This window comes from Clostridium sp. ZBS15, assembly GCF_023845705.1.
Taxonomy (GTDB): Bacteria; Bacillota; Clostridia; order Clostridiales; family Clostridiaceae; genus Clostridium; species Clostridium aquiflavi.
The window spans coordinates 1-26,989 of record NZ_JAMQHY010000048.1 but is presented as its reverse complement, the minus strand read 5'-3'; the positions used below and the strand labels follow the sequence as shown (position 1 = coordinate 26,989).

The 26,989-nt window shown below is 28.9% G+C and carries 23 protein-coding genes and 1 riboswitch; of the genes, 1 reads left to right on the top strand and 22 read right to left on the bottom strand.

All coding sequences use genetic code 11. The features are described from left to right. Window positions 1–90 precede the first annotated feature (90 nt). From NG904_RS14075 to xdhA, 19 genes are all read right to left on the bottom strand, one after another. Entirely contained in the window at window positions 91–411 is a 321-nt protein-coding gene (locus NG904_RS14075) for an energy-coupling factor ABC transporter substrate-binding protein (protein ID WP_252214639.1), read from the bottom strand. A gap of 2 nt (window positions 412–413) precedes the next feature. Continuing rightward, window positions 414–1,160 (bottom strand): energy-coupling factor ABC transporter permease, encoded by a 747-nt coding sequence (locus tag NG904_RS14070; RefSeq protein ID WP_252232223.1) that lies wholly within the window; start codon window positions 1,158–1,160, stop codon window positions 414–416. 133 nt (window positions 1,161–1,293) lie between these two features. Then, a riboswitch (cobalamin riboswitch) is annotated at window positions 1,294–1,480 on the bottom strand. A 111-nt stretch (window positions 1,481–1,591) separates the two neighbouring features. Further along, complete coding sequence (locus NG904_RS14065; protein ID WP_252232221.1) at window positions 1,592–2,425, bottom strand: energy-coupling factor ABC transporter ATP-binding protein; 834 nt, start codon at window positions 2,423–2,425, stop codon at window positions 1,592–1,594. Between the two features lie 11 nt (window positions 2,426–2,436). After that, window positions 2,437–3,249 (bottom strand): cobalt ECF transporter T component CbiQ, encoded by an 813-nt coding sequence (cbiQ, locus tag NG904_RS14060; protein ID WP_252232219.1) that lies wholly within the window; start codon window positions 3,247–3,249, stop codon window positions 2,437–2,439. A 228-nt stretch (window positions 3,250–3,477) separates the two neighbouring features. Next, a complete protein-coding gene (locus NG904_RS14055; RefSeq protein WP_252232210.1) occupies window positions 3,478–4,539 on the bottom strand; it encodes an XdhC family protein in 1,062 nt (353 codons plus the stop codon). Next, window positions 4,536–5,138 carry a nucleotidyltransferase family protein gene (locus NG904_RS14050; RefSeq protein ID WP_252232208.1) on the bottom strand — a complete coding sequence of 201 codons (603 nt, stop codon included), beginning with the start codon at window positions 5,136–5,138 and terminating at the stop codon, window positions 4,536–4,538. Before NG904_RS14050 ends, NG904_RS14055 begins: the two co-directional genes overlap by 4 nt. Before the next feature lie 51 nt (window positions 5,139–5,189). Continuing rightward, window positions 5,190–5,954, bottom strand: a complete 765-nt coding sequence (locus NG904_RS14045; RefSeq protein WP_252232206.1) for an acyl-CoA dehydratase activase — start codon at window positions 5,952–5,954, stop codon at window positions 5,190–5,192. 45 nt (window positions 5,955–5,999) lie between these two features. After that, window positions 6,000–7,151, bottom strand: a complete 1,152-nt coding sequence (locus tag NG904_RS14040) for a double-cubane-cluster-containing anaerobic reductase (RefSeq protein WP_252214620.1) — start codon at window positions 7,149–7,151, stop codon at window positions 6,000–6,002. A gap of 78 nt (window positions 7,152–7,229) precedes the next feature. Beyond that, window positions 7,230–8,267 carry a selenide, water dikinase SelD gene (gene selD, locus NG904_RS14035; protein WP_252232200.1) on the bottom strand — a complete coding sequence of 346 codons (1,038 nt, stop codon included), beginning with the start codon at window positions 8,265–8,267 and terminating at the stop codon, window positions 7,230–7,232. 139 nt (window positions 8,268–8,406) lie between these two features. Then, window positions 8,407–9,027 carry a sulfurtransferase-like selenium metabolism protein YedF gene (yedF, locus tag NG904_RS14030; RefSeq protein WP_252232198.1) on the bottom strand — a complete coding sequence of 207 codons (621 nt, stop codon included), beginning with the start codon at window positions 9,025–9,027 and terminating at the stop codon, window positions 8,407–8,409. A gap of 96 nt (window positions 9,028–9,123) precedes the next feature. Next, the gene (yqeB, locus tag NG904_RS14025; RefSeq protein ID WP_252232196.1) at window positions 9,124–9,912 is read right to left on the bottom strand and encodes a selenium-dependent molybdenum cofactor biosynthesis protein YqeB; all 789 of its coding nucleotides are present in this window, start codon (window positions 9,910–9,912) and stop codon (window positions 9,124–9,126) included. A gap of 139 nt (window positions 9,913–10,051) precedes the next feature. Further along, entirely contained in the window at window positions 10,052–10,849 is a 798-nt protein-coding gene (yqeC, locus tag NG904_RS14020; protein WP_252232194.1) for a selenium cofactor biosynthesis protein YqeC, read from the bottom strand. A 68-nt stretch (window positions 10,850–10,917) separates the two neighbouring features. Then, window positions 10,918–11,697, bottom strand: a complete 780-nt coding sequence (locus NG904_RS14015) for an ABC transporter ATP-binding protein (protein WP_252232192.1) — start codon at window positions 11,695–11,697, stop codon at window positions 10,918–10,920. Continuing rightward, window positions 11,694–12,683, bottom strand: coding sequence for a FecCD family ABC transporter permease (locus NG904_RS14010; RefSeq protein ID WP_252232190.1), 990 nt, complete (start codon window positions 12,681–12,683; stop codon window positions 11,694–11,696). Before NG904_RS14010 ends, NG904_RS14015 begins: the two co-directional genes overlap by 4 nt. Beyond that, a complete protein-coding gene (locus NG904_RS14005) occupies window positions 12,680–13,711 on the bottom strand; it encodes an ABC transporter substrate-binding protein (protein ID WP_252232188.1) in 1,032 nt (343 codons plus the stop codon). Before NG904_RS14005 ends, NG904_RS14010 begins: the two co-directional genes overlap by 4 nt. A gap of 234 nt (window positions 13,712–13,945) precedes the next feature. After that, a complete protein-coding gene (locus NG904_RS14000) occupies window positions 13,946–15,334 on the bottom strand; it encodes a nucleobase:cation symporter-2 family protein (protein ID WP_252232186.1) in 1,389 nt (462 codons plus the stop codon). 220 nt (window positions 15,335–15,554) lie between these two features. Further along, entirely contained in the window at window positions 15,555–16,028 is a 474-nt protein-coding gene (gene xdhC, locus NG904_RS13995; protein WP_252214603.1) for a xanthine dehydrogenase subunit XdhC, read from the bottom strand. Beyond that, window positions 16,021–16,902 (bottom strand): xanthine dehydrogenase FAD-binding subunit XdhB, encoded by an 882-nt coding sequence (gene xdhB, locus NG904_RS13990; RefSeq protein ID WP_252232184.1) that lies wholly within the window; start codon window positions 16,900–16,902, stop codon window positions 16,021–16,023. Before xdhB ends, xdhC begins: the two co-directional genes overlap by 8 nt. Window positions 16,903–16,919: 17 nt before the next feature. Next, window positions 16,920–19,211 (bottom strand): xanthine dehydrogenase molybdenum-binding subunit XdhA, encoded by a 2,292-nt coding sequence (gene xdhA, locus NG904_RS13985; RefSeq protein ID WP_252232182.1) that lies wholly within the window; start codon window positions 19,209–19,211, stop codon window positions 16,920–16,922. 644 nt (window positions 19,212–19,855) lie between these two features. Here xdhA and NG904_RS13980 point away from each other — a divergent pair. Continuing rightward, complete coding sequence (locus NG904_RS13980; protein WP_252232180.1) at window positions 19,856–20,329, top strand: nucleoside deaminase; 474 nt, start codon at window positions 19,856–19,858, stop codon at window positions 20,327–20,329. Between the two features lie 164 nt (window positions 20,330–20,493). Here the strand turns inward: NG904_RS13980 and hydA are convergent, their stop codons facing one another. From hydA to NG904_RS13965, 3 genes are all read right to left on the bottom strand, one after another. Beyond that, a complete protein-coding gene (gene hydA / locus NG904_RS13975) occupies window positions 20,494–21,885 on the bottom strand; it encodes a dihydropyrimidinase (protein ID WP_252232178.1) in 1,392 nt (463 codons plus the stop codon). Window positions 21,886–22,031: 146 nt separating this feature from the next. Further along, on the bottom strand, window positions 22,032–24,593 hold the full coding sequence (gene xdh / locus NG904_RS13970) for a selenium-dependent xanthine dehydrogenase (protein WP_252232176.1): 2,562 nt from the start codon (window positions 24,591–24,593) through the stop codon (window positions 22,032–22,034). 105 nt (window positions 24,594–24,698) lie between these two features. Beyond that, window positions 24,699–26,096 carry a nucleobase:cation symporter-2 family protein gene (locus NG904_RS13965; RefSeq protein ID WP_252232167.1) on the bottom strand — a complete coding sequence of 466 codons (1,398 nt, stop codon included), beginning with the start codon at window positions 26,094–26,096 and terminating at the stop codon, window positions 24,699–24,701. Between the last annotated feature and the right edge of the window lie 893 nt (window positions 26,097–26,989).

The window sequence follows — 26,989 nt, the reverse complement described above, 5'->3', positions numbered from 1 at the left end:
ACTCAGTCCACTTTGCTTATTCATATATCAACACTCTGCTAAAACATAGCCAATTTATTAAATGATTATTTTATTGAATTTAATTACATATTAACATTCTTTATGACTACCTGTTTGCCATTTCTTTCTCTCTACAAATCTACCCATAAAAAATGCAAAAATTCCGACACCTATACCTGTTTGAACACAGAAAAGAAGGCTTTCTATTTCGCCTGGTAATTCTCCATCAATCCATGTTTCCATAACAGGTGTAAACCAAGGTTCATATTCTCCATGTATTTCTTCTATCATTTCACTTCCAGCATCATCAGATCCACCAAATTCAGCACCTTTTAATGCAAATAGAGGAACTATAGTAATAATTAATGCAATAATTAATAATATTATTACTGTTTTTTTATTTTTACTCATTATTATTTTCCCTCCTTCATAAATCCAATTGATGTTAATTCAGATTTTGCATATGTTTCTAATCCAATAATAACAATAACTGTTAATATACCTTCAACAATTGCAAGTGGTATTTGAGTTGGTGCAAAAACACCTAAAAATTTTATTGCAGAAGCACCTATTCCACCATCTGGTGATGGATAAGCAATAGCAAGTTGTAAGCTAGTAATACAATAAGTAAATAAATCTCCTAAAGATGCTGCTAAGAAAATACCTAACTTTTTATTTACTTTTAACTTTTTGCATATAATATATATTATGTACGATAATATCGGTCCTGCAATTGACATAGAAAAAGTGTTTGCTCCAAGTGTAGTAAGTCCACCATGTGCTAATAAAATTGCTTGAAATATTAATACTATAATTCCTAAAATCCCAACAGCAAATGGTCCAAATAAAATAGCACCAAGACCTGTTCCAGTCATATGAGAGCAACTTCCTGTAACTGATGGAATCTTTAAAGATGATATTACAAATATAAATGCGCCTGACATTGCTAAAATAACTAATGATTTCCTATCTTCTCTTAAAGTTTTTTTAATAGAAAAAAATCCTGCTATTAAAAATGGTAAACTTATAATTCCCCATGATACACAATACTTAACTGGTAAATACCCCTCCATAATATGCATCGCATTTACTGCTGGAGTTATTCCAAATAGCAAAGTAAATATGATAGCGATTTTCTTAATGTTTTTTTGTTCTTTCATTTTATTTCTCCTTTCAAATAAAAAAAGATACCGAATTTAATGATTCCCACTCATCAAACTAGCATCCTAAATAATCTCTTTAAATAAAATTAAAAGAGACTTGTCCATATATCGTCATCGCTCGTAACTATATATATGTTCGATACAAAAGGCAGGTCTTCTGACTTAGGAATTATCACTATATTTTTGTCTTCCCAGTTTCCCAGTGACATAATAAAATATAAATCTTCCAATACAGCGGCGGGACCGTAAGAGAATTCCACTCTTTTCCCTATTATCCTGCGAAGAAAACCACAGGCACCTTTTTTATAATCATATGGTAAGATTCTCATCTTACTTTTATAGACAATCTTAATTTTATAGTAAAAGTATTTACATTGTCAACTTAATTTGGTTTAATATCCTATAATTCGCATAATTTCAATATAGCGTTATAACATTTTAGCAAATTCAAGTGTATCCTTAGGATAAATTGTATTATTTTCAATTAATCCTTTATCTACTAAAATTTCATACACGTCTAGCATAGTAGGACGCTTTAAATTTGCACATTTTATTACTTTATCATCTTTAAATATTTGTAATGGTGTTCCATCTGCTATAATCTCTCCATTGGCAAAAACAATAATACGTTCTGCCCAACGATAAGCAAAGTCTACATCATGTGTAGATATTAAAAGTGTTTTTTTCTGTTCAGATAATTTTTTTAAAACTTCTTCAAGCATAATTGCATTTAAAGGATCTAATGATGCAGTAGGTTCATCAAAAATTATAATTTCTGATTTCATTGCAATAATATCTGCAATACTAACTCTCTTTTTCTCACCACCACTTAAATAATGTGGAGGACGATTTTTAAATTCTGTTAAATTCATATATGATAATGCTTCTTCAACTCTTTCTTTAACTTCTTCTTTAGGTAATTTTAAATTCATAGGACCAAAAGAAACTTCTGCCAAAACAGTTGAAGCAATTATCTGATTATCTGCATCTTGAAATACAATACCTATATTTTTTCTTAATTCATTAAGTTCTTTTTTAGATATTTTTTTTCCTCTATAAATAATCTCACCACTTTTAGGTGTTAAAACTCCATTAATATTTAAAAAAAATGTAGATTTTCCTGCTCCATTTGATCCAAGAATAGCAACTTTTTCTCCCTCATAAATATCAATATTTACATTTGATAATACAATTTTTTCATTGTTATATTTATAATTTAAATTTTTCACCTGTAAAATAGCTTCATTTAAATTTCCATCCATATTCTCTACTCCTATCTAGTTATTAAACATAAGATCATTAAACATAACATATAAATTATTGATGCTACTATTTGACTTATTTCTATATTTTTATCTTCTTCTAAAAAATTCATCTCACCATCATAACATCTAGATTCCATAGCATCATAATAAGCATTTGCTTTTTTTAAAGAAACAATCAAAAGATTTCCTGCTGTGCTACCAAAAGAATAACAAGATGTTATGAAATCAACATATCCCAACCTGGATTGTGCTGAATTTTTCATTTTACATTGTACCTCTAGTAAAATAAATATGAATCTATATGTCATATTCATTAATTCAATAATAATTTGTGGGATATGAAGTTTACGTAAAACAGAAATTATTTCACTAGCTGATGTAGATAAAGTCATCATATACATAGCACTTATTGCTCCAAATGCCTTCATCATAATTTTCAATGTTTTTATTATATTTTCATTTGATGAATATAAATAAAACCAGTGAAAATTCAAATTATATTGTCCTAGTGGTCGTGTTGATATTCCTATAGCAATTGCAATACTACCAAGAATCATAAAAACCATTGGTATAGTAAGTAGATGCAAATATTCCCGAAAATGAATTCCACCTTTGTATATAGTAATAAAAGCCATAGTAAATACAATAGTTAAAGATACATAAGAATTATCTGCAATAATGCAAAATAATAATGTAATAAATGCAAATAATACCTTGAACATAGAATTCCAATGACCTATTTGAGATTGGTATGCATAAAAGTCAATTGAATATATTCCTTCTGAGTGATTATGAGCTTTTTGTTTTAATTTAATTTTCATTTTTTCATTCCTATCTCTTAAATTTATTTACTTTTCATTAATATATCCTCCTTTTCATATTTCACATCATAACTATGAAAATTATAGTTATTTAGTAATATCATTGTCAAGCAATACCCTCATCTCTTTATTATATAACTTAGAATTAATAATTTATTTTCTTAAATAAAATAAAACTCTAACTTTGAATTTTTTTATTCTTAGCTAGAGTTTTATTTTTATATTTAATTATTTAGTTTTATTATAATCACAATTTATAAATTCAAAAAATACTTTTATATGTCCTCCACAAGCCATACCCAGTTTTGCAGAAGCAGAATTTGATAAATCATATTCTTCTAAAATGGATTCTTTTTCTTCAAATAACTTTAATGCTCTTTTATAAACTGAATATTCAACACTTCCACCGCCAACAGTGCCAATAAATTCACCATTTTTCTTTATAAGCATTTTTGTTCCAGGATCTCTAGGCCCTGATCCATGCTTCTCAATTATTGTAGTTAAAACCATTGGCTCATTTGTGTTTGATATAGTATTAGAAATATCATCGGGTATAGTACTTATTATTTTTTCATTTTTTATTTGTATTATTTCTGATAAAATACTTACTGCTACTTCTGCTGGTGTTTTTGCTCCTATGTTAAGACCTATTGGAGTATGCACTTTATCAATGTCTTCTTTTTTGTATCCTTTTTCTAATAAACTACTTATTACAAATTGTACTTTTCCTTTACTTCCAATCATTCCAACATAATAAAAGTCATTTTTAAGTATTATTTCTAAGCACTCTCTATCATATTTGTGACCTCTTGTAACTATAGCAAAATAACTATTTTTATTAAATTCAACTTCTTCAAATGCTTCATTAAAATCTTTACATATAACATTACTTGCCATAGGAAATCTTTCTTTATTCGCAAATTCTTCTCTATTGTCGATTACAGTAACATTAAACTCTAATAAATTTGCCATTTCACATAAAGGTAAGGCAACATGTCCACCACCACAAACAATTAAATTAGGTTTTCCTATAATATACTCTATAAATAATTTTATATCATTATCAAGGTCTAAAACATATGTGCCTTTATTAAAATCTATTTCACTTAAAATTTCATCCCAAAATTTTTTAATATTATCGTCTTCTATAGTCATACTTTCTTTACTTTTAAATAGTTTCTGTCCTGCTATATTTTTACTGTCATATGCTCCCTGTATAACAGTCACTATAAATACTTCTTTGTTTAAATTTAACTTTTCAAAAAGATCTTTATAAAATTTTTTCTTCATGACTCTTTTACCTCATATATATTATTGTAGGATATATTAATTAATTCTTCTCTAGTATCTATATCTTTAATTTCTATCTCATCAACAATGGAAACTTTCTCTAAATCATCAAGGTGTTTTTTCATAACTGCTTTTCCTCCAACATCACCCTTTAAATTAAGCAATTCATAAATATATTTTTTTGAAAATATAGTTGGATTACCTAAGTTTCCATTAAACTCAACACATGCCATTCCTTTTTTACTTTCCATGAATCTAAATATCAAATTTTCTATAGTTTGTGATTTTATAAATGGTTGGTCACAAACCATAAACATATATGCATCTGCTTCAACATCCTTTTTCATTGCAAGCTCAATAGAATGAGATATTCCAAGTTCACTATTTTTATTCATAACAATTTCAATGTTTTTATTTAACAAAGCTAATTTAATTTGCTCATATTGAGTAACTAAAACTATTTTATGAAAATTTATTTTTAAAACCTCATCTATTACATTCATATACATTGGTTTATTATTAACAATAGTTAATAACTTGTTACTTTTAAACCTAGTACTATCCCCTGATGCCAATAATATTAAATTTATTTTCATCATATTAATTTTTAACTACACATCTTAATAAATATTTTGTGTAAATTCTCCTTATTATTTTTTATTTAATTTTTTATATCCAATAGTTGCTGCACCAATTGCCCCTGCAAACTGACTTAATTCATTAATTGATACTTTTTGTTTAAGATAACTTTCAAGTGTTGCTCTAAAAACTTCTGATGATGCGAGTCCACCACTAAAAAAGATCTCATCTTTTAAATTCAATTTTTGAGCAAAATTAGCTGTTCGTCTACAGATTGAATGAATAATTCCAAGGGCAATATCACCTCTATGAACATCCTTTGCAAGAAGACTAATAATTTCACTCTCTGCAAAAACAGTACACATACTAGTTATATTTACAGGCTTTCTATCTTTTACAAATTCATCAATATCAGTTATATCTTCCTCTAAAATTCTCATCATAACTTCAACAAATCTACCAGTTCCAGCAGCACATTTATCATTCATTAGAAAATCTACAACATTTAATGATTCATCTAATGAAATAGCCTTAGAATCCTGTCCTCCTATATCTATAACTCCTTTAATACTAGGATTTAGGAACACTGCACCTTTTGCATGACAAGTTATTTCTGTAATAGTTTTATCAGCTTCTTTTAATAAATCTCTACCATAACCTGTAGTTATTGTGTATTTTACGTCATTAGAGTACAGTTCATTATAGATTTTAGAAATACTTTCTCTTGGTTTTGCTGCCGTTTTTACAAGCATTGTTCTAATAATCTTTTTACCATCAAACAATACACCTTTAGTAGTTGTTGATCCTGAATCAATTCCTAAAGTATATTTACTCATAATTTATTTCCTCATATCTTCTTAACATTTGTATATTGCTAAAACCTAAAGCATCTCTATAAATGCAGTCATTCTAGTATTTAATTGACCAATATCATTAAGAGAAAAGTCAGTTTCAACACTCATATATGGCTTACTTTTTTCATCATTTACAAATCTTTTAACTGATAAAGTCTCAACATTATATGTGTGGCAAGCTGTTAATATCACATCAACTACAGCATCTACTTTATATTCATCAATCATTTTATTAAGAAGTTTAATTCTATTTGGATTAGGAGTCATACAAGAACATCCAATAGATAAATATTTACGTGCAAGAGCATCATAAACATCTGGATTTTCTTCATCTACTAATTCATCAACTGCTTTTGCAACACTGCAATTTTCAAAAGCAACTACATAAGCTCCATTATCTTCAATTGCTTTGATAACCTTTTCGGTTGCACCACCAATAGGACATCCTGTTATTAATATACGAGGCTTAGATTCATATTTCTTTTCAGCTTCATATTCAGAATTAATCTTTTCAATTACCTCATTAATTTGCTCTGGAATTTTTTCTTTATCAAAGCTAAATGTTGTTCCATTTATAACTTTAAACAGGTCTTGCCCTAATATTGCAACGGGTTCTCTTTTTCCTAATTCATAAAATTTCTTTAATGCTTTACGTTCATTATTTTTTATTTTTATAGCTCTTTTTATATCATCTTCTGTTATTTCTACATTAAACATTTCTTCTAAAGATGACTTTAATCTAATAATCTCATTTTTCCATAATTCTAATCCATCTTCACGTTGAGAATTTGGAAGCTCCATAACATGTACTGGTTTAAATTCTGAAAGATATTCATACATTTTCTTTTTTCCATCGCAAGTTGTTTCTCCAACAATTAAATCTGAAAAGAAAAAGAAAGGACATTTATCAGTCTTAGCAAAACCATAACTAGATTTTATTAAAGGACATAAATTACGTGGAAGATCTTGCTCTGCAGCAGCAATAGTTTCATCAGATGTTGAACATACCGAAACAGTAGCTGCCCCCATAGCTAATCCTAATTCTTGTGGAAAGTAAGTACAAAATGCTCCAATTAAAGGTATATTTTTATCTTTAATTTCTTTAGCCTTAATAAATGCATTTCTTCTTCCTTCTGCAAACTCTTCAAATATTTCTGGTAAATTTTTCTGTAATTCCATAATACCCTCCATTTATTGTTAAATTACTCACTCTTTATTTGTTTGTGCATATAACAATGCACTACAAACATAGACAAATTATTTAATAACTATAGGTTTGTCACCCTTATCGAGTACTTGACCTATTATCCTAGCATATTGAGTGAAATTTTCCATTCTTGACAAAAATTCTTTTGCATGTTTTTCTGGAAGTGAAAGTAATAACCCTCCTGATGTTTGTGGATCTATCAATACATCTTGTAACTCTTGTGATATATTAGCTCCTACTGCAAACTTATCTTTTAAATAATCAAGGTTATTGTACATACCCTCAGGTATAATTCCCATTTTTGCATAATCTAATGCTCCATCTATAATTGGTACAGATTTACTAAAAAGCTCTATTGTCTTTTTACTTCCACTTGCCATTTCATAACTATGACCAACAAGTCCAAATCCTGTAACATCAGTACATGAATGAATCTCTAATCCTGAAGTACATTCCTTAGCATACTTATTTAATGTAGACATTATTGATGTAACTTCTTTAATTTTCTTTTCATCTATTAATTCTGCTTTTGCCGCAGTATTCATAATTCCAATTCCTAAAGGTTTAGTAAGTACAAGTACATCTCCAGTTTTAGCATTACTATTTGAAAGTATTTCTTCTGGACGTGCAAATCCACTTACACAAAGTCCATATTTAGGTGTTGGATCAGCTATAGTGTGCCCGCCTGCAATTACTGCTCCAGCTTCTTTTACCTTATCGTAACCTCCTGCAAGTATCTCACGCATAATTGATATATCTAAACAAGAAGGAAAACAAATTAAATTCATTGCTATTGAAGGATTTCCACCCATAGCATAAACATCACTAAGAGCATTAGTAGCTGCAACTTGTCCAAAAGTATATGGATCATCTACCATTGGCGGAAAAAAATCTACTGTTTTTATCACTACCGTATCATCATTAATTTTATATACACAAGCATCATCACTTGTATCAAATCCTACAATTAAATTTTCATCTTCAAACTTAGGTAAACTACTTAATACACTATGAAGAATTCCTGGTCCTATCTTAGCTGCACACCCTGAATTTTTAGTTAAACTCGTAAGTTTTATATCATTTGACATATAGTCTCTCCCCTTTACTTATTACTTCAAAGTATTTTTTAATTTTGGATAATGTTTTAATGTAACGCTAATACATTTAATTACTCACTTAACTCTACTTATACATATATCAACATACTTTTTAAAACATGTTATAATTCTATAAAGTAATAACTTTTGATGCTGCTTTCATATAATTAGATATTTCATACATATTACTTACTTTTCCAACTTTCAATTCTTCTTCTAATCCATAGAAGTTAAGGCATGTACCACAAACTAATATTTCAACACCTTTTTTTTCTAAATCTTTTAAATGTTCTACAACTTGTTCATTTAATGATGGTATTTTTACTCCTTCATTCATAAATAAAATTGATTTTGGTAAATCATCAGATTCTGTCATTGTATAAAAGTACATCTTCATAAGAGACTTTCCAAGCTCTTCACTTCCAGAACCTATGATTTCCTTTCCAATAAATATTGACCATGTACCTAATTTATCTTTTTTAATTTCCTCTATTATTTCATTACATTCTTCACAGATTTCTGATTGATTATTATCCCTTTCCCCCTTAAAAAAATGTACTTTAAATATTCCATTAACTTCTTGAGATTTTATTTCAAAGCTCATACTATTTCCTAATTTCTTTAGATTCTCATTAGCTATTTTATTATCAACTTCGACTACAAAATTAACATTTCCATTATCAATTTCCTTCTTTGCCATTATTACAGGTATTGGACAATTCTTTCCCTTTGCATCAACTATTTTATTCATAATAATCCTCCTAAATATACTCTTCTAAATTTGCTTTTTAGTATTCTTAAAGTAAATTTCTAAGTCTGCTTTATGTATGCAAATATCAACATTCTACTAAAACTTAAAATTACTCAAATACAGAATTGCTTCTAAAACTCCTCCGCCTATTGATCTAGCTTTATCTGAAATTGTAAAACAATGATTTTTTTCACACCTTGGATCAATGTCTCCACTTTTCATTCCTTTAAAAACACTGACATCTTTCTGAAGCATTCCACGTACTATACCATCCAATTTTGCAAAAACCGGAATCTCATTAACATATGCTACTATATCTCCCTTTTTCACATAATCTCCTATGTTAGATACAGGTAATATTTTTCCATCGGTTGTAGCCCTTATTATTCTTTCTTTACTAAAACCACCTACTTCACCTGGAACCCCTGTATTAGGTATAGCACTTCCTTTATATATTGCTTTTCCTAAATAATGACCTCTTTTCGTTTCAATGACACAATGACAATCAATTCCTGCTGTAAATCCTGGACCTAAAGCGATTACAATATTTGCATCATCAATTTTTGTACCTAAATTTTTCTTAGCTATAATAGCATCGATTATTATTTCAGGCTTAATTTCATCAATTATTTTTGCTTTTTCATCAACTAAAACTGCTACATTGCCTTCTTCAACAATTTTATTTATGTCTTCTTTATTTGAAGCAAGCACTGCTGTTATCCCTTCGACCTCTACTTTTTCATCATAAACAACTTGTGAAAAGGCTACTGTTCTTCTTACTGTAGTTGGCTGTGAAATTTCCGTCATAACTATATTAAATCCACATTTTTTTAACCTAGTGGCAACTCCAGTTGCCAAGTCTCCAGCACCTTTTATTACTATCATAGTTCCATACTCCTTTTTAACCTATTCTAAATTTTTATAAACCGCTTAATTTCTCATAATATTTTTCTTATATATATCAACATTTCATAAGAATATAATTAATAAATAAAAAATTATAATTTAAGTTATCCACAATTTTTTAAATATAATTTTTAAAAGTTGTGAATATTAATTCATTAATTCCTAGCTTTAAAAATTCATTAAAAATATTCTTAGCTATATTTAATTTTTCTTCATCGTCCACTTTATTTACAATCACTTTATAATCACACTTAACATTTTTCCTTTGACCTTTTTCACTTGATAAAATTTTAGCTATATCTTCTTCATTGATTCTATGTTCTTCATCTACATTTAAAAACTCTGTAACTAATTCTTTTCTATGACATATTTCCTTAATACTTTGACCTACTGCATCAATACCACATACCCCTATAACTAAATTACTTTCTTCTAGTATTACCGGCTCATGATTTGCTGGCATTTTTAATGGCAATCTTTTTGCTCCATCTGCTTCTATCAATAAAAAATCACAATATTTTATTAAGTTTTTAGTAGTTTCAGTTGAAAAGCCTTGTATTTTTTCTCTGCCTTTATTTTCTTTACTTATTAGATTTCTATATTTATCATCATCAGATTTCTTAATACATTTTTGTCCTACAGTAATCATATTTTCAGTATTTAATAAGTTTAAAATGTCGTCCTCTTTATCTGTTAGAACAAAATTTTTTTTAGGCATCTGCATATGAGTTGTAGTAGTTATAATAACCTTCTTACCTGATTTACTTAACTCAGATCCTAATTCATATATTGAACTCGTCTTACCGCCACCACCAACAAATGAAATTATCATTTTTTTATTAATATCTATATTTAACGCTTGTATTAGTGATGTTACATTATCTATTTTCATATTCTCACATTTAAAAATTTTCATGTTATGTTAACTTATCTCCTTTATGCAGTTTTAAAATATTAAACTTTATTATGTTAACTTACTATATGCTAACAAACTATAACTGGGCCAAATTTTGTATAAGCAATTTCAAGTTTTTTATTGTAGATTTTTTCCATCAAGCTCACAAATTTTTTCTCATACCCATTGACTTTACAATCTATAACATCAACTATTTCATTAGAACTTAATATAACTATTTTATCTGCATATCTTAGTGCTAAATTAATGTCATGTACTGTAATTAAATTAATTAGATTGTTTTTTCTTATCAAATCACTGATAAATTTAAAAAATTCATGCTGTTTTACATAATCTAAAAAAGTATTTGGTTCATCCAAAAGTATGATATTGGAATTTTGAATAAATATTCTTGCTAAATAAACTAACCTTCTTTCTCCACCACTTATTTCACTTATATACTTATCTTTTAAATATTCTATATTTAATTTTTTTAAAATATCTTTAACTAATTCATGATGCTCTTTACTTGGCATATCAAACATTCCAAGGTATGGTGTAATCCCCATAAGAATTACATCTTGTACACTGTAATTTTGGCTTGTATGCAAATTTTGAGGAATGTAAGATATTAATTTTCCTCTCTCTTTATTGGAAAGTTTTAATATATCCTTATTATCATAAATCACTTCACCAGTAGTTCTTTTCATAAGTCCAATCATAGACTTTAATAAGGTAGTTTTTCCAGCTCCATTTAATCCTAAAAGTATTGTAACTTCACCTTTATTAAGTGCTAAATTGATATCTTTTAGTACTGTTTTATTTGAATATTTAACAGTTAAATTATTTATTTCTAAATCGTTTTTCATCTAATAGTATTTTCCTTTCGATTAAGAATATAAACTAAAAATGGTGCACCAACTAACGAAGTTAATATACTAACTGGAATTTCTACTGAAGTTAAACTCCTTGCAATAGTATCTGCTATTATAAGGATTATTGCTCCAACTACCATAGTTAATCCCATAACCTCTGATATATCATCTTTAGCATAAAACTTTACTATATGAGGTGCTAGTAAACCTATCCAGCTTATAATACCTGCTACTGAAACTACAGTTGATACTAAAAGAGTTGCTGAAAATATAGCAATTATTCTAATAACCTTAACATTTACTCCTAATAGTTTTGCTTGGTCATCTCCCATAGTAAGAACTTTTAATTTCCACCTTAATAAAAATAATATTACTGCTGATATAGTTGTTAATATAAATACATAAACTACATTGTTCCATGTGCTATTATAAAATCCACCCATTAACCAAAAGTCTATTGATGGTAATTCCTTGTATGGATCTGCTAAGTACTTTATAATCATTAAAAATGATGATGATATTGCACCAGTTACAATTCCCGCTATAATAAGAGCTAATATTCTATTACTTCTCATTTGTCTAGATAACAGCAATGAGAAAATAACTGCCCCTATTCCAAAAACAAATGCCATTACTTGAATTATTATTGGCGAAAAAGGTAAAAATACTATGGCAATTGCTGCACCTAGCGAAGCTCCTGAACTTACGCCAAGTACATCAGCAGATACTATAGGATTTTGAAAAATACTTTGATAAACAATTCCGGATAGTGCTAATGCAGCTCCACTTATTGAAACTAATACTACCCTTGAAAATCTTATGTTCCATATTAAATTAAATTCTAATGAATGAGATTGTCCATGTAACATGGTGTTTATTATATCTATTGGTTTAATATGGTATCTACCTATTAATAGAGAGATAATTATTAACAACAATAAAACAATACTGCTTATCACTTTGGAATATTTTAAATTCATATTCCAATATCCTTATTATCTACTTCTAAATTAAAGAATTTTTTATAAAAATCTTTTGCTGTCTTTTCAAACTCTTCTGTTGAATATTTATCTGGATTAATATTATTTGTCATCCAAAGAATACCTAGAATTGATGATGGAGTTGGATAATCCCAAGGTTCTATTACTGATGGAATAACAAAGACTTTCTTATTTTTTATTGCATTCACGTCTTTTAATCTTTCATCATTAAGAACATCTTCTACACTGTATTTTGCGTATTGAACTATATAAATTATATCTGGATTATAAGCTAACAATTGTTCAGCTGATATATTTACCCAATGACCATCTTCAAGAGATGAAGTTACATTATTTCCACCAGAAGCTTCTATCATATAATTTTGGTACATTTTTGATGTACATGTTCTTAAAACATTTGCACTTCCTGATAAATAAACCTTAGGTATATTAGTATTATTCTCATTTATTTTCTTTATTTTTTCTAAATTATCTTCGTAATATTTTACTATTTCATTTGCTCTATCTTCTGTATTAGTAGATTTTCCTAAAAGCTTTACACAATTTAAAAATGAATCTAATGACTCTGGTTCTACAGCTATAACTGGAATATTAAGTTCTTCAAACTTTGGAATCATTTCTTTAGTTCTAGTTGGAATTATAACTAAATCTGGATTTATCTTTGCACATTCTTCTACATTTACACTTTTAGCTGAACCAACTTGTGGCTTATCTAAAAATTCTGGTGCAATCCTCCTATAAAGTTCTCTAACCTTAGGGTTCATTTCAACACCTGCAAGTTTATCTTTAAGGCCTAAAGCTAACAAAAGTGAGGTTGTAATAGGATAACTTGAAACTATCTTATTTACGTCACTTTTTATCTCTACTTTTCTTCCTAATTGATCTTCAACAGTAATAGTTTTATCCACATTACTTGTTACTTCTTTACTTTTTCCACATCCAATAAAAAAAGTTGTTATTAATATAAATGCTAGTATTACTGATGAAACTTTTTTTAATTTTCTCATATGGTACCCCTTCCTTATTTGTATTTTAATTACATTATTACATATTTATTCTTATGTTCCCAGTATGAATTTTGCAATTATGTATAAAATATGATTTATTTTTCAATATATTTTATTTTTAATCAAACCTAATATAAATAAAAATACTAGGTTTGATATAAACTTTTATTTTTTGTAATTTGATATTTATTAATTTTCTATATTTACTATAATATAAATGTAAATTTATTATAGTTAACTTTTTATTTTACACTCCTGTCTATCTTTTAATTTAATATGATTATCATCATCACAATTATCACTAAAATTACTTTCAGCCTCACCATGGTTTAACCATGCATTTAAAACTATTGCTACTATTGAACCTGAAACTATTCCACTTCCAAAGATTGATTGTACAAATTGAGGTGTTTGAGATAATAAAGTTGGTACAGCAGTTATTCCTAATCCAACTGCTAAAGAAGTCGCTACTATTAAAACATTAGAATTTTTTTCCAAATCTATATCAAGTAACATTTTAATACCAGCAACAGCAACAGTACCAAACATTATTGTAGTAGCACCACCAATTACAGGTTGAGGAATTATAGTTGCTAAAGCTGCAAATTTAGGTATAAGTCCTAATGCCATAAGTATGATACCTGAAGCAACTACTACAAATCTGCTAAATACTTTACTTAATGAAAGTAAACCAAGATTTTGATTGAATGTTGTATAAGGGAATGAATTAAATATGCCACCTAAAATAGTTGCAATACCTTCTGCTCTTAGACCTTTTACAATGTCTTTCTCATTTAATTTCTTATCACAAAGCTTAGAAACACCTAAAAATGTACCTGTTGACTCAATCATAACAACCACCATAACTAATGTCATCATGAATACTGCACCAGCATTAAATTTAGGAATACCAAAAGTAAATGGTTTAACAAAGCTTATCCATTTAGCTTCTGAAACAACTGAGAAGTCTACCATTCCCATAAATGCTCCTACAATTGTTCCGAGAATAATACCATTTAATACAGCAATAGATTGAAAGAAACCTTTTAAATATTTATTAGATATAAGAATAACTAACATTACAAAGATAGAAAGAAGTATATTACGTATACTACCAAAATCAGTTGCATTAGCACCGCCACCGCAACTAGTAATTCCAACATTAATCAAAGATAATCCAATAATTGTTACAACTGAACCAGTAACTACAGTAGGAAAAAATTTTAATAGTTTTCCATATAAAGGGGCTATTAGTATTATAACTATAGCTCCAACTATTATTGATCCATAAGCATAATCCATACCAAGACTTTTACCAATAATAATTAAAGGACCTACTGCTGCAAATGTACAACCTAATATTACTGGTAACTTAATACCTGCAAAATTACCAATACCTATAGCTTGAAGTAAGGTTGCTATACCACAAGTAAACAGGTCTGCAGCTACTAAGAGTGATAGTTGTTCCGGACTTAAGCCTACAGCAGCTCCAATTATTAGTGGAACTGCAACAGCTCCTGCATACATAGCTAGAACATGTTGTAAGCCAAAAGTTGCTAATTGACCAATAGGTAACATTTCATTTACTTTATCAACTGTTTTGGTGTTATTTTCTGATGACATTAAAAATACCTCCTATAAACTTATTTATATACATTTAAGTAATATATTTTTTAGAATATATACTCATCTATAAGTAATCTAAGCAAACCTTAGTAATCTTCCTTAGTGTCAATATTCCAAATAACAAATTCATCCTTCACCAAAAACCATTATATTGTCCTTACCGCTTTTATCTCTTGCATATTTAATTTTCAATCTATATTAAAAACTTTCATCTTAATTATTTTTGTAAAGATTTCTTAGTGGCATTAAATATTTTTTGATATCCTGTACAACGGCATAAATGCCCTGAAATCTCTCTTTTTATTTCAGCATCAGTATATTTTTTTCCACTATTAACAAGAGCTGTAGACGTTAATACTAGTCCTGGTGTACAAAATCCGCATTGAACAGCACCTTCATCAATAAAAGCTTGTTGAACTTTTGATAATTTGCCATCCTTTTTAACACCTTCAATTGTTACGATACTCTTTCCATTTGCCCAAACTGCCATATATATACAAGAATCAGTAGGCACTCCATCTATTAATACAGTGCAAGCCCCGCACTCACCAACATGACACCCACACTTTACACCTGTACAATGTATTTTATTTCTTAAAACGTCAAGTAAAGATTCTCTTATATCAACTTCTAATGCATAAGATTTATCATTTACTATCATTGATATTTTTTTCATTTTTGCATTACTCATTTTCTTTTTCTCCCTCTATTTCTATAGTCTTTTTTATTCCTCTTTTAGTTAACTCTTCAATTAGATGCTCTCTAAAATCCTTAGATGCACGCCATGAATTTCTTGATTTTGATGAGTTTACTGCAAGCTTAGCAATCTTTTCAATATTTTCTTCAGTTATTTCAAGTCCTTTAGCATAAGTTTCAGCTTCACTACATCTTATTGGAGTTGGAGCTGATACTCCTAATGCAATCCTTAAATCTTTAAACTTGTCATTTTCAATTGAAGATACAACTGCTACACTGACCATAGCTATATCCATAGCTTTTCTATTACTAAACTTTATATAATGACCTATTAAGTTCTCATAATCCTCTTTTTTTATTATTAAATGAGTTAATATTTCATCAACTTTTATATCTACTTTACCTGGTCCTTTATAAAATTCCTGTATAGGAATAATTCTTTCGCTATTTTTACTTTTTAATTTTAATTTAGCATTCAGTGAAAATAATGCTGGTGCACTGTCTGCTGAAACAGCACCATTACAAACGTTTCCACCAATGGTAGCCATATTTCTAACTTGCGGTCCTCCCATGGAAACCGCACCTTCAGCCAGAACTTTTATGTGTTTTTGTACAATATCATCTCTAAATATCTTTGAGAATGACGCCATTGCACCAATTTCTATTGATCCATCTTCTAACATTCTAATTTCATCAATACCTTTTATTCTCCTAAGGCTCAATAATTCTGCATCTTTCATTCTATGATGATGCAATTTTATTAAAACATCTGTACCTCCTGCTATTATCTTAAGTTCTTTATTTTTATCTAATAATTCCAATGCATCTTCTAAATTTTCTGGCTCTAATATCTCCTTAATATCAAACATTTTAAGTCCTCCTTAAATTACACTAATCCAACTTCCTTAAATTTTTCAAAAACAGATTGTGGATTCATCGGTATTTTATTAAATGACACTCCTGTAGCATCTAAAACAGCATTACGAATTGCTGGTGCTGGTGAAACTGTTGTGTTTTCTCCAATAGACTTTTGTCCAAATCCACCTGCTGGTTCATATCTTTGAATAAAAGCTGAACCAATAGTCGGAGTATCCATTATTGTTTGTAATTTATAATCTAAAAGGTTATTATTTAATGGCTTACCAGTCTTCTTATCGAATAACATTTGTTCTGATAAGGCATATCCAAGTCCCATACTTACTCCACCATGAACTTGTCCCTCAGCTAACATAGGATTCATAATCATACCAGAATCATGAATATTATATATTTCCAAAACTTCTATTTTACCTGTTTTAATATCAACTTCTACTGCTGCAAATGTAGCACCATAAGCTATTGCATTAACTCTAACATTAACTGATGTATCACTAGTTATAGGACAACATTTAATCCTATCATAATATGATTCCATAGCAATTTCCTCAAGTGGACATATTACTCTACCCAATCTTTTTTCTACGATTTGGCAATCTACAATATCTAATTCACTAGCTTCTAAACCACATTTACTACTTGCAAATGCTAATACTTTATCTCTAACTTCTAAGGCACATTTTTTAACTGCAGCTCCACTTACAAATGTTTGTCTTGATGCATATGAACCAGTATCAAAAGGAGTTATATCTGTATCTTGATTTGAAATTACATGTACCATATCTATTTTTAATCCAAGAATTTCTGCTACCATTTGTCCAAAAACTGTATCACTACCTTGTCCTATTTCAGTTGCTCCTATTTGCAATTGAACTGATCCATCTTGATTCATTACTATTCTTGCTCCAGCAGGTTCTAATGCTACTGGATGAGTCCCTGTGAAATAACTAAAGCAAGCCATGCCTACGCCTCTTCTTTTATCTCCACTTTGATTCTTATATTCTTTCTTTTTCTCATCCCATTTAATTAGTTCTTTTCCTTTTTCAATACATTCTGGTAATGCAAATGCACGAACCACATTTTTACTAAGAGGTTCAACATAACCTTCAGTAATAAAATTTTTAATTCTAAATTCTATAGGATCCATATTAAGAGCTCTACAAATATCTTCTATATGACTTTCTAGTGCATAGCACATTTGAGGTGCTCCATATCCCCTCATTGCACCTGCTGCCGGTAAATTTGTATAAACTGTTATAGGGCTGTATTTTATTGAATTAAAATCATATACTCCTCTAAATTTTCCTCCAGCACTCAAAGCAACAGAATGACCATGAGATGCATAAGCCCCATTATTTATAAGGTTTTTTATATCTAATGATATTAATTTTCCATCTTTTGATACTGCTGTTTTAAATTTAATTTTCATAGAATGTCTTGTCCTTGTATCAATAAAACATTCTTCTCTATCTAATGTATATCTTACTGGTCTTCCATCTACAGCAAGAGACATAGCGGCCGTTAATGGTTCAATAACTACATCTTGCTTATTTCCAAACCCTCCACCAACATAAGGTTTAATAACTTTTATCTTACCCCATTGGATTCCTAATGATTGTCCAACAATTCTTCTTACAATATGAGGAATTTGAGTTGAAGAAACTATTACTATACGATCTTCACCATCTACGTAAGCATAAGTACTATGATTTTCCATATGGCAATGTTGAACTATACTTGTTTCAAAATTTCCTTCAAATATTCTATCTGCCTTTTTTAAGTCTTCTTCTACATTTCCAATTTCTGATCCAAAAGAACTTAAAATATTATTAGGTCTTTCTTCATGAATTATTGGCGCATTTTCTTTTAAAGCATCTTCACTATCTACTATTGGTTCAAGAACTTCATAATCAACCTCTATAAGTTCTAAAGCTTTTGCTGCCACTATTTCATCTACAGCTATAACAGCTGCAATGGCATCTCCAACAAATCTAGCTTTATTAGTAAGAATTAATCTATCCTCTATATCCCTATGACTTGGATCTAATGACCATGGATGACCAGCCGTAGCAAATTTAATTTTGGGTAAATCTTCATGTGTAATAACTGCTTCTACCCCTTCTAATTTCTTTGCCTTACTAGTATCTATATTTTTAACTATGGCATGAGCATAAGGACTTCTTAAAACTTTTCCTACAAGCATATCGCTTATAAAAAAGTCATCTACATACTTTGCTTTACCAGTAACTTTAGCCATAGCATCAAATCTAATTATGCTATTTCCGACTATATTATTTGTCATATTACACCTCCATAAAATTTACATAACATAGAATTATATTTTATTGCTATATTTTAACATAGCTTCAAATAAAATGTACTTGTTTATTGGAATATTTCAATATCATAATATATTTTTTGTAATACTCCTTTTAATACTAGTATGTAGCATATCTTATGCCAAAATTAAATTTATAGTTTTTTCGTGCTTTTGTACTAAATTTCTATTATTTATTAATTAATTTAAATATATTTTTTTTGATATAATAAAAAATTTTTAGCAAATATAAGTAATTGTTTACACTATTATTTTTAATTTTAATTTTTATCATATATATTATTATCATTTTGGTAATTTAAAATTATTAAATTACATATTATTAGCTGTAAACTCTTTGTTAGCATTATCAAAACGATAAATTAATTTATCGTTTTGATAATGCTAATTTTATAAACTTATTTTAATTAAAAATTAGGAACTTCGTATTTCATTTTAAAACACCATAAATACACAAGTTTCAAATAATAGAGTGTTAAATTAAAATTTAATTTTAAAATATCAAAAGCTACTTTATGGCATAAAATTTGCTATTAATGTTAATTAATTCTAGTTTACATCTAAAGAGAGTTTTAATAAAACTCAATCATATTATGGAGGATGTTCAAATGCAAAAAAAAGATATAATGGATTTATGTGTTAAAAAGTGTAAAGAAGGCATGTTGAATTTAGAAGGTGGACCTTTTGGTGCTGCAATTGTAAAAGATGGAGAGATAATAGCTCTTGCCAATAATACAGTTATTAGTACCAATGATCCCACAGCTCATGGAGAAATGAATGCAATAAGACAAGCCTGTAGCAAACTATCTACATTTGATTTAACTGGGTGTGAATTATATACAACATCTGAGCCATGTCCAATGTGTATGTCAGCAATAATATGGGCTAACATATCAAAAGTTTATTATGGTTGCACTGTTAAAGATGCGGCTGATATAGGATTTAGAGATGCCCATATATTAAACTTCCTAAAGGCTGACTGTACTGATAAAAAAGTTTTAGATTTAGAACAAATCGATAAATCAAATTGCATGGCTGCATTTAAAATGTGGATAAATAATCAAAATAAAACAAGCTATTAATACCTCTTAAATAAATTAATTAAATAAAGCCATAAAAATAAATACCTATTTAGAATAAGAGGTTATCTCAAATATATTTTGAGATAACCTCTTATTTTAGCTATCAGTGATTTTATACTATATATTGAATTATTTCTTCTAATTAGTGATACTTAGGCATAGTTTTAGATATTATTTAAATTTACCTTTGATCTTTTAATAAATTTACCATATCCTTTTTCCCCGATGAATTTATTATCTTTAACTATTATTTTACCACGTGAAATAGTTATTATTGGATATCCTTTTACCTTTATCCCTTCATATGCAGAATAATCTACATTAGAATGTAAATTAGAGTTTGTTAATGTAACTTCCTTTTCTGGATCAATTATTACTATATCTCCATCTGAACCTGCCTGTATAGTTCCTTTTTTAGGATATAATCCAAACATTTTAGCTGGATTTGTACAGCATAACTCTACAAATTTATTTAAGCTAATTCTCCCTTTCATAACTCCTTCTGAAAACATAAGTGGAATTCTTTCTTCTATTCCCGGAGCCCCATTAGGACATTTAGTAAAATCATCTTTTCCCTTTTGCTTATCTTTACTAAGAGAAAATGGACAATGATCTGTTGCTATTGTTTGTATATATCCGTAATTAATTCCTTTCCATAACTTTTCTATATCATCTTTAGATCTTAATGGAGGACTAATTGTATATTTTAATGCTTCCTCGTTTGGAAGTTCATATTTACTTTCATCTAATAGTAAGTATTGAGGACATGTTTCTGCATATACTTTTTCTCCTCTTTCTCTTGCCATTTTTATATAATCTAGTCCTAATCCTGATGATAAATGAACTATATAAAGTGGTGCATCTTCTACTATCGATGCCATATTTATCATTCTATTAATAGCTTCTGCTTCACTTTCAGCTGGTCTAGTTAAAGGGTGATACTTAACACTCTTAAGTCCATTACTGACGTACCTCTCTCTTAAAAGTTTTATACTTCCATGATTTTCACAATGAATAGTTGCAATACCTTGCAATTCTTTTAACCTATTTAATACTCTAAGTACACCTTCATCATCAATCATATAATCATAAGTTAAATAAAGTTTAAAACTAGGTATTCCTTCCTCTTCAACTATTTCTTTCATTTCATCAATTATATTATCATCTACATGTTGAACAACCCCATGAAAACTATAATCTATTACACTTTTATCATCAGCATATCCATGATAAACATCAACTTGATGTTTTAAATTACACCCTTTAGGTCCAAAACCCATATGATCTACAATAGTTGTTGTTCCACCACAAGCTGCTGCTACTGTTCCAGTATAAAAATCATCATTTGCAATAGCTATTCCAACATCTAAATTTAAATGAGTATGAACATCTACTCCTCCTGGAATAACATACTTCCCTTTAGCATCTATTATTTCATCTGATTCTTTTTTTATATCAATACCAATTTCTTTTATAACACCATCTTCAATATAAATATCTCCATTATAAATATCACTAGTAGTTGCTATAGTTCCATTTTTTATTAATAAAGACATATTAATCACCTCACTTAATTTTTCTCTCTATATCAATTATATTTCTTTGTTCTCATTAAATATACAGTGTAAATTATAATGCTTATTATCATACCTAAAACATATGAGTTATCATAAAAAATTTTAAGTGGTGAAACTCATCTTTATTATTTTTTTGCTTTCTTATAAAAAGTATTTTTTAGTGGTAGTTCTGTTCTAAATATTCCATCTAATTTATAATAAGCTCCTTGTGCTGCTGGTGCTGTTGGAATACAGGTAATTTCCCCAACCCCCTTTGCTCCAAAAGATAACTCTTGTGTATTTTTTTCTATTATAATAGGAGTAATTTCTGGCACTTGGGTTGCTCTTAAAAGTCCTAATGTTCCAAATTTAACTTTAGGAACTGAATTTTCTATTATATAATCCTCTGTTAATCCATAGCCCAACCCCATTACAACTCCGCCTTCAATTTGTCCTTCTACATTCTTAGGATTTATTGCCTTTCCTACGTCATGAGCTGCAACTACTTTTTTAAGTTTCCCTTGTTCATCAATAACAACAACTTGAGTTGCATATCCATAAGCAACATGGCTTACTGGATTTTCTTTAGGACTACCCATTTTATCTGTAACCCCTAAATATTCTCCAAAAAATTCTATTCCTTCTAATTCTTTTAATGTTTTTCCTTTTAATGCTTCCTTTAATTTTAATGCTGCAATTCTTGTAGCTTCTCCTGTAAATACTGTTTGTCTTGAAGCTGTTGATGTTCCTGAATCCGGAGTTATTTTTGTATCAGGAGTTTCATAAACTATTTGTGAAGCTGGAATTCCTAACACTTCACCAACAACTTGTACTACTACCGTTCCTACACCTTGACCCATACAAGCTGCTGAAGTCCTTATATGAACTTTTCCATCTATTACTCCTACTTTACATCTTCCTGTATCGGGTAATCCAACACCAATACCTGCATTTTTAAATGCACATGCTATTCCAGCATATTTATTGCTGTAATAAAAATCTTTAACAGCTTCTAAAGTTTCAACTAAAGCTGTACCCTCATCAGCAATTTGACCATTTGGAAGAACCTGACCTGGTCTTATTGCATTTAACATTCTCATTTCAAATGGATCTATGCCTACCATTTCTGCTAACTGATTTAAGTTACATTCAGTTGCAAATGCTGATTGAGTTACTCCAAACCCTCTAAATGCTCCTCCTGGAGTATTATTTGTATAAACAGCAATTCCATCTACAACCATATTTTGATAATTGTATGGACCTGCTGCATGAGTACATGCTCTTTGAAGAACTGGTCCTCCAAGAGAAGCATATGCTCCTGTATCTGCTATTATTTCTGCTTTCATTGCAGTTAATTTTCCATTTTCATCACATGCTGTTGTAAATTCCATTTCCATAGCATGTCTTTTGGTATCAACTATTATACTTTCTTGTCTTGTAAGACACATTTTTACTGGTTTTTTAGTAATATATGCAAGTAGTGCAGTATGATGTTGACAGCTCATATCTTCCTTACCACCAAATCCTCCACCTACATATTTTGAAATAATCCTTAACTTATCTTCTCCTAAATTTAATAATGAACCTATTTCCCTAAAATCATCATATATACTTTGAGTTCCTGTATAAACTATTAATCCATCTTCTCCATCTGGAACTGCAACTGATGCCTCTGGTTCTAAAAAAGCATGTTCAGTAAATGGAACCTTAAATTTATTTGTAACAACATATTTAGAATTCTTTATAGCCTCATCAGCATTTCCCCTTACTAAATGTTCATGAACTAGAATATTTCCACCTTCATGTATTTTAGGAGCGTTAGATTTCATTGCTTCTTCTGGAGATGATATCGGTTTTAATTCTTTAAAATCCACTTGTATATGTTTTAATGCTTCTCTTGCAATTTCCTCAGTTTCTGCTGCAACTAAAGCTATTGCATCTCCAAGATATTTTGTTTCTTCTCCAACCTTTATTAAAGCTGGAGTGTCTTTTTTAAGGTGTCCTAAATACCTTTTTCCTGGAATATCTTCTGCTGTTACAATTTTAATTACCCCTTCAATTTTTTCTGCTTCAGATATATCTATGCTCTTTACTAATGCCCTAGGATATTTACTTCTTAAAGCTACACCATAAAGCATTCCTTCAATTTTTATATCATCTGTATATTCTCCTATTCCCAAAGCTTTATCTTTAGCATCAACTCTTGCCATAGGTTCTCCTACTAAACCTTTACATTGAACTTTTGGAACCTCTTTATTTTCTCTAAATATTTCAGCAGCCATCATAATAGCTTTTTCTATTTTTACATATCCTGTACATCTGCATATATTTCCAATTAAAGCCTTCTTAACTTCTTCCATTGTTGGCTCTAAAGTTCTATTAAATAATGCCTTTGCACTAATAACCATTCCGGGTATACAGAATCCACATTGTACTGCACCAGCCTCAGTAAATGCATAGGCAAATACTTCTCTTTCTCTATCTGTGAATCCCTCTATCGTTGTTATTGTCTTACCATTTACCTTTTCTGTAGTAAGAACACAGGCTTTAATAGCCTTTCCATCAACTATAACCATACATGTTCCACATGCACCCTCTGAACATCCATTTTTTACAGATGTTATGTTACAATCATCTCTCAAATATTTTAAAAGCTTTTTATTTTCATCAACACTTTTTTCCTGTCCATTAAGAATGAATTTAAACAATCTTATCACTCCTCATAATTCAAATTTTAAATATTACCCATTTTACTTTTTATCTTATAATTTATAACTAACTTCCACTTTAAATTGCTATTTTTATATTTAATTTTACTGATGTATTTCTATTGGTTCGTTACCTATATATACATCCTTAATTTTATTAACTACTGTTTCTTCTTTATTCTCATTTCCTATTACATTAAAAAATATATTTAATAAAATTGCAGATATACTTCCTGTAGTTATCCCACTATGAAAAATTGTTTGCACCCATGTTGGAAAATTATCATAAAACGTTAAATTAGCTAATGGTATCATTGAAAGTCCTATACTAACAGCAACTATTACTGAATTTTTATTTCCATCGAAATTCACTTTTGATAGTGTTTTTATTCCTCCAACTAGAACCATTCCAAACATTGCAAATCCCACACCACCTAGTACTGGCTTCGGTATAGCACCCATCGTTGCAGCAAATTTTGGTGTAAAGCTTAATATTAAAAGAATTATTCCTGCATAAATGCCTATAAATCTAGATTTTATATTTGTTAATCCAACAAGACCTGTGTTCTGAGCAAATGGTGTAATTGGAAAAGTATTAAATATACCTGCTAAAAATGTTGAAATACCATCTCCTGCTAAACCTTTTCTTATATTTTCTTCAGTAACTTCCTTGTCTGTTATTTCATGTATTGCTATCATGTTTCCAACTGATTCAGTCATTAAAACAAGCATTATTAGAATCATAGAAATTATTGCTGATATATTAAATGTAGGCATTCCAAATTTTAAAGGTACATTTAAACTAAACCAAGCTGCATCTTTAACTTTAGTAAAATCAGCCATTCCAAAGACTATAGCTAATAAAGTTCCTATTACTATAGAAAAAAGTATTGCTGCACTATTCCAAATTCCTTTTATATATTTAAATAACAATAGAGTTATAACTAGAACTGCTAATGCTAATCCCACCTCTTGCGTAGTTGCTGGTTTAGCTATTCCTCCAGTTATCCATTTTATGCCTACTGGCATTATAGAAATACCTATTACTAACACAACTGTTCCTGTAACTACCTTTGGAAAAAATTTTATTAATTTACCAAATACAGGTGATATAATAAAACAAAATAATCCTGCTATAATTACTGATCCAAAAACAGTTGTCATTGCCAGATGCTTATCACCATGAGCTCCTGCAATAATTGCAAGAATTCCAGATACTGCCGCAAAGCTTGTACCTTCTATAACCGGTATTTTAGCTCCTGCAATATTTTTTAGACCACACCCTTGAATCAGAGTACCTATTCCAGCCATAAATAACCCTGCATTTATAAGAAAAACTATCTCTAAATTATTTAAACCTGCTGCTTCTCCAATCATAAGTGGAACAGCTACTGCACCGGCACACATTGACATTACATGTTGAAGTGAAAATATCCATGCCTTTGAAAAAGGTATTTTTTTATCAACTGCAGGTATTAAATTAGCCCCATCCTTTTCTCTCATACTTTCAAATCCCTTCAATTAATTCTATTAAAGTTAATCTCATTATATTTTTCTATATTTAATAAATATCTCATAATCCACTTTTTCGCCTATGATAACGTTATCTTATGTAATATCTAAATTTACACCATTATAAAAAAAATCTAAAATCTCTCACTATAATTAACTGTTTTTATATTTTCACCTTACTACTATATGTATTTTTAACTGTAATATAAGAACTACCTTAAATTTCACTTATTTTTGATGTTCATTTTATTACTAGTAAGTAGCATATTTCATGCCAAAGTTAGATTTGATTTTTTCGTGTTTTTACACTAATTTTCTATTATTTATTAATTAATTTAACCGTATTTTTTCTTATCTAATAAAAAATTTTGAAAATTTAAGTAATTGTTTATATATTCATTGAAAATTTAAATTTTCAACATATATATTTTTATCATTTTGGTAATTTAAAATGTTCAAATTACATATTATTCTATAAGATATCTATTAAAATTATCAAAAAGATAACATTTTTATCACTTTGATAATTTTAGCTTTATAAGTAAATTTATGTATTAAGAAATGTAAAAAAGTATGTTAAATTTAGAATGTTTAATAATGGCTCTGTTTTAAATGTGTGTTGATATATTCAATAGGTAAAGTGGCATTGTAATTGGAGTTTGAGAATTGTTAAGTGAGAATCTAAATTTTATATTTAGCTTTTCGAACTTACTCAGCGAAGTCGAGTTTCCTTTTAATATTGTCATATTTACTGCTTGTCTCAATTTTATATTGGGAGCAAGCTAAAATGGGACTATACTCATTTTAGCATTCCTAAGTTCAATTACTCAGTCCACTTTGCTTATGTATATATCAACGCTCTACTAAAACATAGCCAATTATTT

Bases quoted from the DNA above. Each gene is read 5' to 3' on its own strand.
- NG904_RS14075 (WP_252214639.1), bottom strand. From the start codon at position 411: ATGAGTAAAAATAAAAAAACAGTAATAATATTATTAATTATTGCATTA.
- NG904_RS14070 (WP_252232223.1), bottom strand. From the start codon at position 1,160: ATGAAAGAACAAAAAAACATTAAGAAAATCGCTATCATATTTACTTTG.
- NG904_RS14065 (WP_252232221.1), bottom strand. From the start codon at position 2,425: ATGGATGGAAATTTAAATGAAGCTATTTTACAGGTGAAAAATTTAAAT.
- cbiQ (WP_252232219.1), bottom strand. From the start codon at position 3,249: ATGAAAATTAAATTAAAACAAAAAGCTCATAATCACTCAGAAGGAATA.
- NG904_RS14055 (WP_252232210.1), bottom strand. From the start codon at position 4,539: ATGAAGAAAAAATTTTATAAAGATCTTTTTGAAAAGTTAAATTTAAAC.
- NG904_RS14050 (WP_252232208.1), bottom strand. From the start codon at position 5,138: ATGATGAAAATAAATTTAATATTATTGGCATCAGGGGATAGTACTAGG.
- NG904_RS14045 (WP_252232206.1), bottom strand. From the start codon at position 5,954: ATGAGTAAATATACTTTAGGAATTGATTCAGGATCAACAACTACTAAA.
- NG904_RS14040 (WP_252214620.1), bottom strand. From the start codon at position 7,151: ATGGAATTACAGAAAAATTTACCAGAAATATTTGAAGAGTTTGCAGAA.
- selD (WP_252232200.1), bottom strand. From the start codon at position 8,267: ATGTCAAATGATATAAAACTTACGAGTTTAACTAAAAATTCAGGGTGT.
- yedF (WP_252232198.1), bottom strand. From the start codon at position 9,027: ATGAATAAAATAGTTGATGCAAAGGGAAAGAATTGTCCAATACCTGTA.
- yqeB (WP_252232196.1), bottom strand. From the start codon at position 9,912: ATGATAGTAATAAAAGGTGCTGGAGACTTGGCAACTGGAGTTGCCACT.
- yqeC (WP_252232194.1), bottom strand. From the start codon at position 10,849: ATGAAAATTTTTAAATGTGAGAATATGAAAATAGATAATGTAACATCA.
- NG904_RS14015 (WP_252232192.1), bottom strand. From the start codon at position 11,697: ATGAAAAACGATTTAGAAATAAATAATTTAACTGTTAAATATTCAAAT.
- NG904_RS14010 (WP_252232190.1), bottom strand. From the start codon at position 12,683: ATGAATTTAAAATATTCCAAAGTGATAAGCAGTATTGTTTTATTGTTG.
- NG904_RS14005 (WP_252232188.1), bottom strand. From the start codon at position 13,711: ATGAGAAAATTAAAAAAAGTTTCATCAGTAATACTAGCATTTATATTA.
- NG904_RS14000 (WP_252232186.1), bottom strand. From the start codon at position 15,334: ATGTCATCAGAAAATAACACCAAAACAGTTGATAAAGTAAATGAAATG.
- xdhC (WP_252214603.1), bottom strand. From the start codon at position 16,028: ATGAGTAATGCAAAAATGAAAAAAATATCAATGATAGTAAATGATAAA.
- xdhB (WP_252232184.1), bottom strand. From the start codon at position 16,902: ATGTTTGATATTAAGGAGATATTAGAGCCAGAAAATTTAGAAGATGCA.
- xdhA (WP_252232182.1), bottom strand. From the start codon at position 19,211: ATGACAAATAATATAGTCGGAAATAGCATAATTAGATTTGATGCTATG.
- NG904_RS13980 (WP_252232180.1), top strand. From the start codon at position 19,856: ATGCAAAAAAAAGATATAATGGATTTATGTGTTAAAAAGTGTAAAGAA.
- hydA (WP_252232178.1), bottom strand. From the start codon at position 21,885: ATGTCTTTATTAATAAAAAATGGAACTATAGCAACTACTAGTGATATT.
- NG904_RS13965 (WP_252232167.1), bottom strand. From the start codon at position 26,096: ATGAGAGAAAAGGATGGGGCTAATTTAATACCTGCAGTTGATAAAAAA.